This is a genomic window from Affinundibacterium baiyunense, from assembly GCF_018139645.1.
Lineage (GTDB): Bacteria > Pseudomonadota > Gammaproteobacteria > Burkholderiales > Burkholderiaceae_D > Undibacterium > Undibacterium baiyunense.
The window spans coordinates 408241-424294 of record NZ_JAGSPM010000003.1; the positions used below are offsets into that span (position 1 = coordinate 408241).

General features: G+C 44.4%; 10 protein-coding genes. 2 read left to right on the top strand and 8 right to left on the bottom strand.

The annotated features are described in order from the left end of the window. Positions 1-288: 288 nt before the first annotated feature. Positions 289-1734: an NAD(P)/FAD-dependent oxidoreductase gene (locus tag KDM92_RS07375; protein ID WP_212683734.1), complete on the bottom strand. Its 1446-nt coding sequence runs from the start codon at positions 1732-1734 to the stop codon at positions 289-291. A 360-nt stretch (positions 1735-2094) separates the two neighbouring features. Here KDM92_RS07375 and KDM92_RS07380 point away from each other — a divergent pair, with 360 nt between their 5' ends. Further along, a complete protein-coding gene (locus KDM92_RS07380; protein WP_212683735.1) occupies positions 2095-3651 on the top strand; it encodes a sigma 54-interacting transcriptional regulator in 1557 nt (518 codons plus the stop codon). Positions 3652-3762: 111 nt separating this feature from the next. Here KDM92_RS07380 and KDM92_RS07385 read toward each other — a convergent pair whose 3' ends face one another. The 7 genes from KDM92_RS07385 to KDM92_RS07415 all read right to left on the bottom strand — a co-directional run bounded on the left by KDM92_RS07385 (position 3763) and on the right by KDM92_RS07415 (position 14690). After that, positions 3763-4188 carry an acyl-CoA thioesterase gene (locus KDM92_RS07385; protein ID WP_212683736.1) on the bottom strand — a complete coding sequence of 142 codons (426 nt, stop codon included), beginning with the start codon at positions 4186-4188 and terminating at the stop codon, positions 3763-3765. Positions 4189-4384: 196 nt separating this feature from the next. Then, positions 4385-6574 carry a serine/threonine-protein kinase gene (locus tag KDM92_RS07390; protein ID WP_212683737.1) on the bottom strand — a complete coding sequence of 730 codons (2190 nt, stop codon included), beginning with the start codon at positions 6572-6574 and terminating at the stop codon, positions 4385-4387. A 275-nt stretch (positions 6575-6849) separates the two neighbouring features. Then, positions 6850-8160 carry a lanthionine synthetase LanC family protein gene (locus KDM92_RS07395; RefSeq protein WP_212683738.1) on the bottom strand — a complete coding sequence of 437 codons (1311 nt, stop codon included), beginning with the start codon at positions 8158-8160 and terminating at the stop codon, positions 6850-6852. Continuing rightward, entirely contained in the window at positions 8154-9293 is a 1140-nt protein-coding gene (locus KDM92_RS07400; RefSeq protein ID WP_212683739.1) for a T3SS effector HopA1 family protein, read from the bottom strand. Before KDM92_RS07400 ends, KDM92_RS07395 begins: the two co-directional genes overlap by 7 nt. Then, positions 9293-10387 carry a phosphotransferase family protein gene (locus tag KDM92_RS07405; protein WP_212683740.1) on the bottom strand — a complete coding sequence of 365 codons (1095 nt, stop codon included), beginning with the start codon at positions 10385-10387 and terminating at the stop codon, positions 9293-9295. Before KDM92_RS07405 ends, KDM92_RS07400 begins: the two co-directional genes overlap by 1 nt. 768 nt (positions 10388-11155) lie before the next feature. Beyond that, complete coding sequence (locus KDM92_RS07410) at positions 11156-12508, bottom strand: hypothetical protein (protein ID WP_212683741.1); 1353 nt, start codon at positions 12506-12508, stop codon at positions 11156-11158. Between the two features lie 19 nt (positions 12509-12527). Next, positions 12528-14690 carry a serine/threonine-protein kinase gene (locus KDM92_RS07415; RefSeq protein WP_212683742.1) on the bottom strand — a complete coding sequence of 721 codons (2163 nt, stop codon included), beginning with the start codon at positions 14688-14690 and terminating at the stop codon, positions 12528-12530. Positions 14691-15006: 316 nt separating this feature from the next. Between KDM92_RS07415 and KDM92_RS07420 the strand changes: the two genes are divergently transcribed. Beyond that, entirely contained in the window at positions 15007-15918 is a 912-nt protein-coding gene (locus KDM92_RS07420) for a sulfurtransferase (RefSeq protein ID WP_212683743.1), read from the top strand. The last annotated feature ends 136 nt before the right edge of the window (positions 15919-16054 follow it).

A 16054-nucleotide genomic window follows, 5' to 3' on the forward strand; every position in this document is an offset into this window, starting at 1 on the left:
GCCAGAGGCGGTCGATGAAGTTTCTGGGGAAGATGTTTGAGGGAGTGCGAGTTCTGTATTCATCCCGCTATTTTACCGTGTTGAGGCATGCTTGGAAGACAAACCTATGTCAGCCCCAACAAGTTTGTCTAAGTGACTTTGGCCCAAGATTGGGTTATTCCTTCTTTTCTTAGACTAGGAATATGTTTAAATTACCAAAAAATTAATTTTATGCACTTAGCACTGAACGCTGAGCGCCGGATACTTGGCAAAAAAACTCAAACCAATTCAAATCAATCGTGCTGGATATCAATCAAAATAAAGTCGTTCTGTATTGAAAAAGACGCGATCTTCTTCGTCTTCATTGGCGATTTCTATGTAGCCTGTTTCAATCAGTTCTTGCAGGCCAAGTAAGATTTTTTGCTCGGGCAAATATAAGTGCTGTTGAGAAAATTCTTGAATTAAGCATCGTACCGATTTACCCAATTCACATAACAGCCATAAATCCTGCAATTCGCTGGCCTTTAAATGGGTAGGATTTGGCGCTAATCTCTGCTCAAAAAAATGTGTGGCATGGATCGTCGCCTCTTTTGAAATAGCAATGACGGCACGACGACGCGCCCAAAAAGTGGCTAAAGGCCAACGTGTTTCGCGCTGATAGTATTGCCACTGCGTTTGCAAATACTGTTTGAAATCCTGATTAATCGCTCCTGCGTAAGTCTTCAGCAATTCACCACTGGAGAACAAACTATCCACCGCAATGAAGGCCCCGTGAATGCCACTAGCTAAAGCACGCGGCATTCCAGAGGATGAAATCGGATCATAGGATGCAACCGCGTCGCCAACTGCGACCCAATCCTTGCCACCGGCTTGTTCCAAATAGGAAGAAAAACAAGGGAAAGAACGCGGCTTTTCAGCAAATTCCACACCCGCCCTCTTAACTAACGCACCCAAGAACGGCGTTTTCTTCAATAAATCTGACCACACGTCTGGATGGCAGATCTGCATTTTGTGGGCGATATCAGGGTCGGTCATCAAACTAATAGAAACCCGCCGATCTGGCATCGGTGAAGAATGCCACCAACCATATTCACAAGCCTCGACCTGATTTTCAATCTGCGGTGAGCTATCTGCGGGCAATTGCCCAATGCGAGTAATACCGATCAAACGATCATGAACCTTCAATGCTAAATTCAAATTGGTTCGCATTACACCGCGCCGCCCAGAAGCATCAATGATGTATTTACAAACGATCATGTGCATTTGTTGGTCTTGTGACTTCACAATCACACGCCAGCCTCGATCCGACTGCGGTTCGCAAGTAATGACTTGACGATGACATTGCAAACGCCCACCGCGCTTAACGAATGCGCGCATCATCATTTGCTCAAAGTTCAAACGATCCAGATTCCAGCCCGTGCCATGTGGTGTAAACATGTAGCCAAGGCGACGTTGAAACTCACTACCCCAAGTGACCTGACAAGTAAATGGCGCCAAATTTTGTGCTTGTGCAAAATCTTGCCATAGGTCTAAATATTCTAGCGTCGAACGCACACCAGACGACAAAGACTCACCATATCGATGTTCAGTGAAATCATCACGCTCTATCATCATCACATCAATATCACCACGCTTTAACAAAGCAAGCCCAGCCGCACAGCCCGATGGCCCACCGCCAATAATCAACACATCGGCGTACTGCGTCTGCATGGATTTTTGCGATTCGTCGATTGAGCTAAAATTGTGTGCTTCCATAAATTCGTTGGTCTTGAAGTTATTAACTGCTAGTAAATCGATGCTTGGTAGCATGTCTTTTGTGACGTAAGTCGACAGTAGCAATTCACATGCCAGCCACTTAAAGCGTAAAAATTTGTCGTTTTTACAGGAAAGACATGAAATAAACTTACGATGCCGCTAGAATGCCGCTACATAATTTGTGCGATCAAGGTTAAGATTGAAAAATTCAATTACCAAATTAAAAATGAATCACGCTAAATTGACGTGTTTTTTAACTTGTTCCCAACAAAACTAAAGAAAATTAAGGCTACATGTAAAAAATTTTTTACATGTAAATTGCAAGCTAAACTTATTAATCGCGATCTTCGTTAAGCCACTATGTCTAACGCCGACTACACACTAACCTCACCCATTGCATTTGCAGCAGCCAATAGCAAACCGCTACTCAGTCTCACGATCGCTTGGCATACGGATAGCGCAAGAATTGGTGAGCAGTTTATTGGCGGCACCGAAGCAGAAGTGATTGAATTGAGTCGTTTCACCCCAGTATTTCGTCACATTACGGGTGATGCACTACCCATCGGTCACGGTGGCGTGTCACGCGATCCACTAAGAATTGTGCGAGATACCAGCGATGGCATCACGATTTGCCCGCCGAATAGTCGTATGGTGGTTGAAGTGAATGGGGAAGAAATTCGTACACCAAGCTATCTCAGTCCAGAACAAGTGGATGCTGGCGTCATCGTTGGACTAGGACGTGCAATTTATATTTGCTTACATTGGATGCGCTGCCTACCCAAATTAAATCCAGTAAATGGTTTTATCGGTGTTGGCAGCAACGCGATTTCAACCAGAGATTTAATTCGATTAGCGGCAACCAATGATAATGCTGTGTTACTGCTTGGCGAAACCGGTACAGGTAAAGAAGTCGCCGCACAAGCGATTCATCAGCTCAGCAAGCGTAGCGCCGCGAAAATGGTTTCGGTCAATATGGCCGCCTTAAATGAATCACTGGCTGCAGCAGATCTATTTGGCGCGGCAAAAGGTGCCTACACTGGCGCTCAAAATACTCGCGATGGCTATTTCAGTGAAGCACAAAATTCCAGCTTATTTTTAGACGAGATTGGCAATACACCTGCCACCGTACAACCTATGCTTTTACGCGTATTAGAAAATGGCGAATACCGACCACTCGGTGCTACACGCGATGCGCGCTCTACCGCTCGCCTAATCACGGCAACAGATCAAGACCTGTATCACACCAATTTCAACCACGCCCTAGTACGCCGATTAGAAAGCTTTATTATTCGAATTCCACCTTTACGTCAGCGACGTGAAGATATTGGCTTGTTGATCGCTCACCTCTCAAAACGCGAAGACTTCCCCTCAATCAATTTGAGTTTAATACCGCCGAGTTTGATTGGTGAAATGTTGAATTTTGATTGGCCAGGAAACATTCGCCAATTAAGCAATGTATTAAAACGCGCACTACTCTCATTGCAGTTGGGTGAATATCCGCAGTTAAGCAAGTTCATTGAAGCGCCTAAAGCAATTCCACCGGCTAGTGCCGAATTGCGTAAGGCCATCAGTGATGCGCCAATACCCGTCGTGAAGACACCAGTTGCCTCAGCGGACAATGCGCACATCGAACGTAAAAAATTACGCGACCTCACCGAGCAAGACGTGATCGACGCCATGCATAGACATGGTTGGACTATCCAATATGCTGCCGATGATTTAGGTATCTCTCGCCCGTCGATGTACAAATTAATTGAGGCTAATTCACAGATTCGTCGCGTTGAGCAAATTCCCGCCGAGGAAATTCGCGTGCATCTCGATGCAGTGAATAATCATGTTGAAGATTGTGCGGCGAGGTTGAAAACACCTAGCGAAGCATTACGTCGACATTTAAAAGGGCTTGGTTGGATTGCTTAATTCAAGTTCAAATAGATTTAAATATTTGTAGGCATCTGCGGCCGATTATTGTGTGATGATCGAGTAAGCATCATCAACAAATCAACAGCGCCGCAATCCAATTGCTCTTTTCTACTTGGTCGGCACTGGCCCAACGATCTTTGCGATCTCATCTGGCATGCAGGGTCGACCATTTTCATCAACAATCGCGGCAAATACTTTAGCCTCACAAATACGTTTATCATCTGATTGACGATGAATTGTTTGATGAAACATAAATCGCAAGCGCGATACACGCTCAAAACGCACGCTCACTGAAAATACATCACCACTCACCAATGATGCTTTGTAATCAAGTTCCGAGCGAACTACAACAAAGTTAATGCGACGTCGTGCAAATTCGGCAAAATCAATACCTAAAGTCTTTAAAAATTCGTGCCTTGCATGCTCACAATAATTGAAATAAACCGCGTTATTTACAACCCCGCCTTGATCACATTCGTAATCGCGCACTTGCATCACAATATTAAATTCTAATGAGGTCTCAGGAACGGACATCGCGAACTCAACTCCTTCTACAATAGGTTGAAATTAGATTCAGAAAGTCGCCGTAGATAAAGCGCAGCATATTTAAGCTACAGTTCAAAACTGCAAACGCAGCGATACAAGCCTCGGGGCGATGAATACTTTGAATGTGCTAGCTATGTTATCGGCTTGGCGAAGTTAGCTTAGTGAAGTTAGCTTAGTGAGTTAACTATCGCAGATACTTTGGATCACGACGTAAAGCAATTAGCTCTGGTTCAGATTCAATTAACTTAAGCGATATTCCTAGCTCTTTCGCCTTGGAGATCGCCGCTAAAGCTTGGGTACGCATATCGATCATCTCGAAACTAACCCCAGCGCGCAATTGTACCTCTGCATTCTCTGGAGCGATTGCTAAGGCTTTTTGTACGTACATTAAAGCATCAGCATTCTCACCCAGTTTCGCTGTATACAAGCCCATGCGTGACAAAAGATCTACATTGTTCGGATCATCTTTCAGTCTTGGTTGCAAAAGATTACGCGCTTTACTGTAAGCCGTCTTCGCCACATCCGATTTGCCAGGCAACCAAGACATCGTATCACCCAACTTTGCCCAAGCTAAATAATCAGCCGGATTTCCTTTATCTACACTGACCGCATTTTCATAGGCACTCGCCGCACCAACGTAGTCACCACTTGCAAAATAATGATTACCAAGTGCTTTAAATAATTCTGCACCAGGCCGATTTTTTAGTCCCGATTGCAGGACTTGCAAACTATCTTCTGCACGATTCTGCATCGTGAAGGTTTCTGATAATCCTAAGTAAGCAGCACTGCCGTCAGGCTTAATTTGCAAACTTAATCCGTACGCAACTTCTGCAGATTTAAAATCCGCTTTTTGAAAATAAATTTGTCCTAACTGATCGGCAAAGGTCCGCTCTGCTGGATAGCGCAACATCGCCGCTTTGACCATCGTCAAAGCCTCATCCAATCGGTGCGCACGTATGAACAAATCAGTCTTCACACCTAAGGCTAATGCGCTACTAGGATCTAAGGCAATTGCTCGATCAATCTCAGCTAGGGCAAGGGCAAACTTATCTTGAAGTCCCATCACCCGCGCGTTTGCAATATGACTCAAGGCAAGGAAGTCATTCGATTTCAAAGCGACTTGCGCATTACTTTCTGCTTTCGCTAACCAATATGGATTTTCTTCATCGTACAAATAGCGATAGCTATAAATCAAAGATAGGCTTGCCGCTGCAGCTGCATGTTGCGGCGTGTTTTCGAGTATGCGAGAGAAATGCTGCTCTGCTTTATCGAGCATTTCGAGGCGATCGTAATTCGTAAATGCCTCTAAACCCAATTGCATTTCGCGCGCTTCAGAATACGGTGCGATCGCCGAACGCATTTGTGACCAATATGGTTGCGAATACCAAACACCAACTAATACCGCAGAAGTTAATAGCGCGGCAAAAACAAAACGCCATTTCTGTACTAACTGACGCCAACTAAACGCAGCTTTTGTTTGTTCAGGCACATTCAATAAAGTGAGATTCAGTGCCGCTAAATTGAATGTGCCTGAATTTAAAGACGGTGCATCAATCGCTGCAATCTGCGCGCATTGATAGGCAACTTCTTGCATACTACTGATACGCTGTTCGACTTGGCGCGTTGTCATCGCCCGCACCAATAAGCGCAGCACTTGCGGCAAATGATCTGGCCAAGGCCACTGATCTGAGTTCGATTGAATCAATGCCGCTGCCAATGCTAAACCAGACAAATGTGAAAAAGGTCTAGAGCCTGTTAATAGCTCATATAAGATCACACCCAAAGCATAAATATCTGAACTGGGCTTCAAGCTCGCGCCAGTTAGCACTTCGGGCGCCATGTAGGCAATCGTGCCTTGTGGATCAGATTGCACCAAGGAAGTTGTGACATCGCGATCTGCTTGAATAGCAAGACCAAAATCTAAGATACGCACCACGCCGCTTGGCTCTTGCATCAGATTTGATGGCTTTAAATCGCCATGGATCAAACCAGCTAGGTGCGCTTCATGCATCGCTTGTGCGACTTGTAAAACAATATCGACCACATGCGAGATACTCGGTGTCTGTGTTTCCAAGACCTGACGTAAAGTGCGTCCTGGCACCAATTCCATCACAATGGCTTGGCAATCGTCGGTCTGTTCTAACGCGTGAATTTTTACGAAAGCGGCATGCTGGAGTGAAGCCGCTAAACGCGCCTCCTTCATCAAATCAACACCAGCTGCGATGTTCTTCAAATACTTAATCGCCACTTGCCGATGTAACTTGGTATCCCATGCTTGATAGACATGCCCAAACCCACCCTCACCTAGGCTCTTACCTAGTTGATAGTGTAGTAATTGTTCAGGTTGTTTGACATTGTCTTTACTTGCTGACATGAGATGCGGTGACTAAATCCAGTTGAAAAGACGGCAATCCGTATTCTAAACTAATTTCACCACAGAAAGACGCAAGCAGACACCGAGAACAACACCCTAGCGTTCAACTAAGGATGTTTTATTGTCTCGGTTAGAAGCTGGCAATGCTTATGACAGACATTTAACTTATTTGCCAACTTTGCCAACTGATAGGAGGCAGATACTGAAATCACCGATTTCACATTTGTATCAATCTTATGTATCAATCTTATGTATCAATCTGAATGATAGGCGTTTCAATCTGCGCCAATCAACAAAATTGATCGTACGGATTTCACATCATACATCCGCAAATAAAAATGACCGATCCCTGCAGTTCCTAGCATAAGCCCTGGCGATTCTCCAACGCCTGCATTTCCACAAGGCCACGGTAAGCCTTGCTTAATATAGAAATGGTGGCCGTCCTGTGCGACTTTTTCTGCCACCGTCATCAATGTTGGGCGATTTAATTCTTGCGCTGCCATGATCATTAAATCAGCATTTCCCGCCGCTCCATGGCACAAAGAATAATTCAGTTTACCTGGCAGCCAAGCTTGCATCAGTGCCGTAGCACTCGATTGCAAAGCGGCTTCAAGATCTTGTTCTATAGCGACAAGATCGCTTGTATCTACATCGCTCATTTGCATCAATAATTGTCGATTTCTAAGGCGCGACAATCCTATTCCCGGCGCACCATGACACCAAGCCATACTGCAAGTGGATTTTTTTTGATCCGATCCTGCCACATTTCCCGCTTGTGCAAATCGTCGTAAATCGGCCCAATTAGACTGATCTTGATCAAACCAATGACGCTCGTATTGCCATGCTGCGCGCACGGTATTTAAGTATTCCTTATCCTTGGTCACGCTATACAATTCCAACAAAGCAGTGGCGATTCCTGCCGTACCATGTGAATGTCCAGTCAAATTGGACTGTACCTCAGTGCCGATAGTAGACCATGAACAACCATGCTCACCATGTTCCGCAAGTTGCAATAAATGGCGTCCGTGCAATTGCGCAAACTCAGTCAGTTCTTCACGCTGATATTTTTTAGCAAGATATAGCAAAGCCGGAATTGCTCCAGCACTGCCAGAAATGACATCAATATTCTTTAGATCAAGAGGAACTTTGCGCAAATCAAGCAATAGCGAAAATCCTCGCTCAATCAACGCATCACGTTGCAGTAGTTCGCCAATCCGTATCAGCGCAAATCCGATTCCGGATATCCCGGCATAAAATCCATGCTTAGCATTAGTCGGTATGCGAGCATAAATCGAGCATGCTTGATTTACCGCTGCTTCAATCGTGCGCAGTTGTTGTCGATCATGCGTAAATTGGTAAAGCTCTGCAAGAAATAATGCGATACCGCTAGTGCCTGCATATACATCCGCACCAAAAGCCTTGTACACAGGATTCAACCGCTGCCCGTGCATCTCTTGCGCCCATCCTAACCAATTGCAACGAGCCTGATCCCACACCGCGTCCCGACACAGCAGATTGCCAAGACGATTCGCGATCTCTAGATACAAAGGATTGTTTGTTGGACTGGATTGAGTAATTTCTACCATTGTGTTTCTTTATCAAATAATTGCGCCTCAAAGAAATTTGTAGAACCGGGGTTCAAGTAAGCGAAATCTAAACTTAGTTGATTTGCTACAAACTCATCCTCGATCGCCTGCATTTTGGTTCTGCAATCTTGCAATCCCAATTGCCAAGCCTTGACGAATCCTTTTGCTAACAAATTACATCGATGCATTCCAAAGCTCACTCCAGCTTTCGGATCTTCTGCCATCCCGATACCGGGACTCAGGGTTCGGGTAAATAAGGGATTACCTTCTTTTAAACAAATAGCTCCGTCGCGCTGCATATCGATCAATAGCATTGCTACAACCGGATAATAACGTCGAGCGACGTACAAAACCGCTGCGTCTCTACGCGTGTACAACTTTGCCTGTATCAAGGCCTTAAATTTAAATGGAATCTGATAACGATTCAGATTAGCGGTGACTTGCGCCATCAAATTAGGCGCTTGTTGGGCACTCACATGAAAATAAAAACGCACAATTGCATATTCATCAAACTGATCTGACAAAGTCCGTCCAAACGCAAAGAAAAAACTAGGTTGTACATCCGTACTCCCGGCAAACATACGTACGCTAACAAAATCACCAGCGACCGGCGCGACACCCGGCCATTTGTAGGTGCTGTATTCACCCGCCAACACTGCACGGCTACGATCCCCTTTTTGCACAAATAGTCGACCATCACTACCCGTTTGATAAATTTGCCAACCGGGGTCCCAGCCATCTTTATTATCATTCGCATTATGAAATGACGCAGTTAAATTTTCGTCGGTTAAATTTTCGTCGCCTAAATTTTTGTCGATTAGTCGCTCACGAAAATCTTCACGAAATTCGTCGCTCGCAACGTATGCATCACAATCTAAAGATCGCACATAACAACGCTCATAAAGTTGTCCCGTCAATTTCTCAATCAAGCATGCAACAGAAAGGGCGGTAACATGATCTGGTGATGCGTCATCAACCGAACTTTCCGAAGGCACCGTTGTAACAAACCGCGTGCCCGCGATAGTGAAAGTATCTACGGCTTCGATCTGAACGCTTTGACAAATCTTGTCTAACTGCGTGCGCAATGGGTGTGCTGATTTTGTTACATTGTTTGACTCCGTGTTCTGACTCATCAACACTCCTCCACAAACCCAAACAGATTCCTTGCCGCTTGTTCCGGTGCATCCAGAATCTCTTGACTTAACTCCACCAAAGCTTGTGCGTGCTGACTCACCTGCGCTAAGCCGTACAGAGATTCAAATGCGGTACACAACATTCTGATAGCAGAAAATTCCAAGCACCGCAATAAAAGCGATGAACGGTCTTGTACGGCAATTTGCATTTGATCGCAATATGCTTGCCAGAAAGCTTGAATACTTGCGAACATGAATGGCATGTTATCGATGGTGTCTTGCAAAAGTTGTTCGCGTTGTTGCGACTGATCTCGATAGTGACGCATGATCCAATGCGACAGATAGGCTTGGAATACCGAACCAACATCCCAACGCCTATCACCAAATTCGACAAGTTCCCAATCAATCAATTTCAATTTTGGCTGACCAGCGTCGTGATACAGCAAACAGTTATCCCACTTTAGATCAGCGTGAATCAAGGTTTCAAAATGCCATGTTTCAAATAATCTATCCAGATGCCCAATGAGAACAGGCTTACTACGAAGAAAATCAGCAAACTGCACAGCACCTGCACTCAAGGAGCCTGGTGAAAAATACGATTTTTTGTAGTAGGTGAAGATCCAAGGTACTTTCTTTTGCAAGCCAGGAATGTCTGCATCCAATACATTCTCATCAAAAGAAAGGCGATGATAATAACTAAGCGCTTCTGCCAATAAGCAAGCAAGCGAGGTGGGGAAAATACGCTGTTGATAATAGAACTCACGCAAATTTTGACTATCGGGTATCAGCTCAAAAATGAGGCTATGTCTAGTTTGATCGTAGTCCAACAAAGATGGTACGGAGGCCGCCCAATCAGGAAATTTTTGCGCCAATCGATAAACCTGAGCCTCTTTTAATAGCGAACTTTGTGCCAACTTATCGATCGCTTGAATTTGCTTTACAAAAATCCCGCCACGGGTACCACACAAAACTTTGAAATTGCGATTGTGCTGACCCGCCTCTATCACCCTGAACTGTCCATCGACGACATCGCTGACAGAAACAAAACCTCGAGCGGTTAAATAATGAGCTAGATTGGCTGCAGTTAAAAACATAGGTTCATTAAAATAGGAATCAACACACGATAAGCACACGAAAAATAGAAAACCCGAAGCTTTAATCACTTCGGGTTTTACCAAATTTCAAGCAAGGACAGCTTAGGCCTTAAACAACAAGCTTACCAAACAGATCATCACATTTTAATTAACAGAGAAATGCTGGAGCTGATTGATACGCTTGAGGCTGATACTGTCCCTGCGGAGGTGCGACAAAGTTTTGACGCGAGGACATAAGCTTTGAACCACAAGTTTGAGTGCATGCCGAGGACTCTGGCCCAGTGTCACAAGTTTGAGTGCATGCCGACGACTCTGGCCCAGTAGCACAAGTTTGAGTACATGCCGACGACTCTGGTCCTGTATCACAGGTTTGAGTACATGCCGACGACTCTGGTCCTGTATCACAGGTTTGAGTACATGCCGACGACTCTGGCCCAGTGTCACAAGTTTGAGTGCACTCCGAAGACGTTGGTCCAGTTTCACAAGTTTGAGTGCACTCCGAAGACGTTGGTCCAGTTTCACAAGTTTGAGTGCATTCTGAAGACGTTGGTCCAGTTTCACAAGTTTGAGTGCATTCTGAAGACGTTGGTCCAAGATCGTAAATTTGAGAACCTATCATTGCTAACGATGCGCTTTGATTTTCCACTACATTCATTTCATTTTTCCTTTTAATGACCAAAAAAAAGATATATCTTCGTCGACATTACTACTTCTACCAACCCACAGCTACTACTGCTCCGCTTGTAATTGAATCAAAAGACCATAGTGCTATTTAACACTGTTGTCGATCTCTTCAGAGAACAAATCATAAGGAGTATTTCCACCATAAATTTGTATTGAGCCATAGCCACCAGCAAAATATTCGCTAAAACTTCCTACGTCTAGAATTGGCTCGGGGACATTCAAACTAATCACGTTTTCAGCGCTCAGAAATTGAAAATCCGCTGGATATTTATTCGGATCACAACCCTGCGCAGGATTCTTGACTTGTGCCAACTGTGTATGTGCACTGTACTGGGTACCATTTTGCGTCAACGTATAGTTGGTATAGACCGACTGCACCCCAGCAACATTATCGGCTTGTGGTGTGACACTGTTATCGAGAGCGCACCAGCCGTCAACATTAAAGACGAATCCATTTTTCCCTACAACCACACATTGCTGCATGATCACAGAGCCACTAGAAGGCACTAGTTGAATTTGTAGCTCGGTATTATTTGCGGGCAGATTCTCTCGATTCATGTTTTTTCTGAGCCGAGCATCATCGTGATCGAGACAAATTTCAATACCGTAGTTGATCGACGATAGAACATTATTCTGTCCAAAATTTTGATTAAAAATCGCGTAACTATCATACACGTGCTTTTTGACATCACCATCAGACAAATCAATATGTGGATAAGCCACCATTTCCTCAGTAATCACGTCTTGATTATTAGTTTCAAACAAAACGAAATCAATCGGAGATAGAAAATACTTCTCGGTGGTTAATGATTGATGTGTTTGAGATTGACCTGACAATTGCAAACCCAAGTTACTGAACACCAAGGCGCGGTCACGTACTTGAACAGCAGGATTCGCCCGCAAATCAATGATGGTATCGCTCAAAATTTGCTCGGTAACACTACGTGCATTGCCAAATTCAGCTTCTGCATTTAATGCCAAACTTTCTACCAAACGCTTGCGCATTTTTACCGCTGGTGACTGAAATACCGCATCGATATTGGCAACTTTGGCGCTGATCATCGTACCAAAAACGAAAGTCCAATTAGGATATTCCTGAGGATTGAAAGTCTTTGCCAACATTTTCAAAGCGAGCTCAGCCGGATCTTCGTCGGTATGTCGATAAACATAAGGTCCCAAAGGTCCATGAAAATAAAACTCGGGTGCCATGAAAATATTATTCACGAGTTGCGTGTCTTCACCGGCCGGCAATGCCTGCTTAGCGGTATCAACCGCATTTTTTAAGATTGCAATACGCGCGCTCAAATCTTGCACGATATCTGTCGCACCAAGATAATTGCCCACCAAATATTTCGACAAAATTAATTTATCCTGACTAGGTCCAGTTGGAATTGCATATCCAATAAAGCGACATTGCGCGTATTTGTTTGTGGTCATTACCTTTAAATTCCATGTATTACATTGTTTTAAGCAGCTCTTTCAAAACAGGCTCACTACGAATTTTTGCCTCGCTAAAGCCTAGTTGCTTCGCCTTATCGATTTCTGCTAACGCACTATTTCGCAACCCCATTAATTCGTACGCACAAGCTGCTTGAAAATGTACATCAGGATTATTTGGTGCAAGTGCTAATGCTTTATTCAGCATGGCAAGTGACTCTTTTTCCTCACCAACTCGTGCATGAATTCGTGCAATTGTGACCATCAGCCATCCGTCACTTGGACGCTGCTCTAGCTTAGCCTCCAGCAATTTCTGTGCCTTCTCGTATGCTCTTCTAGCATCCACCTTTTTATCAGGTACCTGAATCAACGCATTAGCGAGGCCAATCCAATTATCATAGTTTTGCGGATTCCCAAGGATTGCTTTTTCCATTGCATCGGCGGCTGCCGCATAGTTCCCTTGGTCAAACCTAATTTCACCCAGACGCGCATATAAAATAACATCTGGACGTAGCTGCAAACCTTGCTGCAATACCTGCAAAGCATCATCAACACGCCCCTGATATTGCAACACCATAGCTAAAAAATTATAAGAGAGCATCACATCAGGATGCTGTTCAACATTTTTTCTAAATATAGCTTCGGCCATTTGATATTTCGCTTGATTCATATAAGCGACTCCCTTCAAATTGGAAATTAACCAATCATTCGGAAATAACTTTAAAGCGGAATCTGCATGTTTTATAGTTGCATCGAATTGACGCGCGATCAAATAGGTACGTACCTCAGTTTGCCAAGCCAATAAATTATTCGGCTCTATTTTTTTCGCTTTTTGCACTGCAGCCATGGCCATATCAAATTGGCGATGTGGGTCTAACGCCAGTGCATAAGCGATTTGGGTAATAGCTAAATCAGGATTCAAATTAATCGCTTGTTGAGCACTTGCCAAAGCTCGACCGCGCCACACATCATCTCGATTATTGCTGCGTAGACGATAGCTGTAAACAATCGATAGCCCCGCCGCTGCACGCGCATTATTCGCATCTCGCTCCAGCACTGTATTAAAGTGTTTGGTCGCTTCATCTAACTTGCCTGGCCTATCGTACATCGTCAATGCTTGCATTCCACGCTCCAACTCTAGCGACTCGGAGTATGGCGTCAGCACTTTAACGACTTGCGTCCAATTAGGTTGTATTTTCCAAACCGTCACACCACCCACACACAGCAACGCGGCCACTAGCATGCCATAGCGCCAACGACGGCGACGATTGGCTGCATCGAGTTGCGCTTGTAGCGCCTGCATCTTTGATTGACTGAAACTACTGGAAGGCGACTCTTGGTCAACCAACTTTTGGCATTCCTGTTGAACTTGCGCCCATTGCAGTCGATCACTGACTTCGCGCTTAGTCATCGCCAAAATCAATTGATAAACAGCGGGAGAAATCGAGGACGGCCATGCCCATTGTTCGGAACGTGTTTGCGCTTGTGCCGCTACCAAACTCAAGCCGCGCAAATTAACAAAGGGTGTCGTGCCGTTGAGCATCTGATACAAAATCGTTCCGACCGCGAACACATCACTCGCGACGCTAGCAGCGTGTTCGGCGAAACGTTCAGGCGCGAGATAAGCGATACTGCCATAGGGATCAATCTCAGCAATATTGTTTACCGCTTGCGGGTCAAAATAGGTCGCAAAACCTAAATTTAAAATTCGAATTTTTCCGGTTGCGTCAACGATCAGATTAGCTGGTTGCAAATCGCCATGCACCAAACCAGCCTCCTGCGCTTCTTCTAAAGCAGCGGCAATTTGCTTAATATGAATTAAAGCGAGATTCTCACGACCTTGGTTCTCTGATATCCATTGAGATAGTGCTTGCCCCTGCACCATCTCCATGACGATATAAATACTACGATCAACCTCTTCTAAGGCATGAATTTTGACAAAGGCAGAGTGAGTAAGGGCGGCGACTTTTCTTGCGCGATTTAACATGGCGTCGAACTCGCCGCCAAGATCGCTCAAACGCTTAATTGCAACGACGCGATGTAACTTGGTGTCCCAAGCTTCAAACACTGGCGAAACGCTATCCTCATCTATTCTTCGACGAATTTCATAATGACGAAAGGATTCCATCGTCATCAAATCTTGCTGATACTTACTTTCGCCAATGCTGTGTACTGAATTCATTTTATCGATATGCGATTTATTGTTTTATTTATTGTTGTTATGTGTCAATTTTTAACTTTACCATCAATGCAGTGAATTGAGCTTACCGAAATAGCGTTTTTTACATGTTAAGTAAGTTTTTTACAAATTAAAAATTCATCATTGACATGTAATTGTCGCCTTAAAGCGAAAGTAGCTACGAAACTTGAGCGAACAATTCTGCACTATCGATAGCAGCAATTCGGTCAGCGACCTAAGTTGCCTAAGACGCAGACTAGGGTTTCATCATATAATGCTGCCAAATCAATGACTTACTTCAATTTTTATTTCCCTATTCATGCAATCATCTGCCACGCCCTACGTCAACATTTCTGCCTACAAATTTATTACATTCAACGATACGGCTGAAAAGCGACAAATCTTTATCGATAAATGCAAAGAACTGAATTTAAAAGGTACGGTATTGCTCACACCAGAGGGCATCAATATGTTTTTGGCAGGCCTGCGCCATGAAATTGATGCGTATATGGATTGGCTACATCAAGATCCTCGCTTTGCCGACATCGTTGCGAAAGAAAGTTTTTCCGATCGCCAACCGTTTACCAAGTTATTGGTCAAGCTGAAACCAGAAATTATCACCATGCGCATGCCACTGATCAAACCAGAGGAAGGTCGCGCACCATCGGTTGAGGCAAAGACATTAAAGCGTTGGTTAGATCAAGGTCACGACGATAACGGCAAACCGATTGTCATGGTCGATACGCGCAATGATTTTGAGGTTGATGTCGGTAGCTTCAACAACACGATCGATTACCGTATTACTAAATTTACCGAATTTCCAGCAGTGATCGAGGCTAATCGTGATGCATTAAACGACAAAACCGTAGTGACTTTTTGCACGGGTGGCATACGCTGTGAAAAAGCGGCAATTCATATGCAAAACGTCGGCTTTGAAAGCGTGTATCAACTTGAAGGCGGCATCTTGAAATATTTTGAGGAAGTCGGCGGAGATCATTATCACGGCGACTGCTTTGTGTTCGACTACCGTACAGCCTTAAATCCTAAACTCGAAGCAACCGATACCACACAATGTTATGCATGCCGTGCAGTAGTCACACCGCGTGAACAGTTATCACCTTGGTACATTGCTGGAAAATCCTGCCCGCATTGCAAAAAGCAATCTCGCGATGATCTTGATGAAGCCAACGACAACATTAGTGCTAGCGGCAGTGCTGGTATAAGTAAATAAAAGCATCAAACGCGCGATTGACTGTAAGCTTGGTGGCAGTTACCACTTTTCAGTCATCGTGCAGTGTTAATGAGAAAGAATTGAGATCAATTTTTTCTCCATGACTTCGCTGATGATTTGCATGATGTTTTAGCTG

Excerpts from the sequence above, each read along its gene's own strand:
- KDM92_RS07375 (WP_212683734.1), bottom strand. The coding sequence starts at position 1,734 with ATGGAAGCACACAATTTTAGCTCAATCGACGAATCGCAAAAATCCATG.
- KDM92_RS07380 (WP_212683735.1), top strand. The coding sequence starts at position 2,095 with ATGTCTAACGCCGACTACACACTAACCTCACCCATTGCATTTGCAGCA.
- KDM92_RS07385 (WP_212683736.1), bottom strand. The coding sequence starts at position 4,188 with ATGTCCGTTCCTGAGACCTCATTAGAATTTAATATTGTGATGCAAGTG.
- KDM92_RS07390 (WP_212683737.1), bottom strand. The coding sequence starts at position 6,574 with ATGTCAGCAAGTAAAGACAATGTCAAACAACCTGAACAATTACTACAC.
- KDM92_RS07395 (WP_212683738.1), bottom strand. The coding sequence starts at position 8,160 with ATGGTAGAAATTACTCAATCCAGTCCAACAAACAATCCTTTGTATCTA.
- KDM92_RS07400 (WP_212683739.1), bottom strand. The coding sequence starts at position 9,293 with ATGAGTCAGAACACGGAGTCAAACAATGTAACAAAATCAGCACACCCA.
- KDM92_RS07405 (WP_212683740.1), bottom strand. The coding sequence starts at position 10,387 with ATGTTTTTAACTGCAGCCAATCTAGCTCATTATTTAACCGCTCGAGGT.
- KDM92_RS07410 (WP_212683741.1), bottom strand. The coding sequence starts at position 12,508 with ATGACCACAAACAAATACGCGCAATGTCGCTTTATTGGATATGCAATT.
- KDM92_RS07415 (WP_212683742.1), bottom strand. The coding sequence starts at position 14,690 with ATGAATTCAGTACACAGCATTGGCGAAAGTAAGTATCAGCAAGATTTG.
- KDM92_RS07420 (WP_212683743.1), top strand. The coding sequence starts at position 15,007 with ATGCAATCATCTGCCACGCCCTACGTCAACATTTCTGCCTACAAATTT.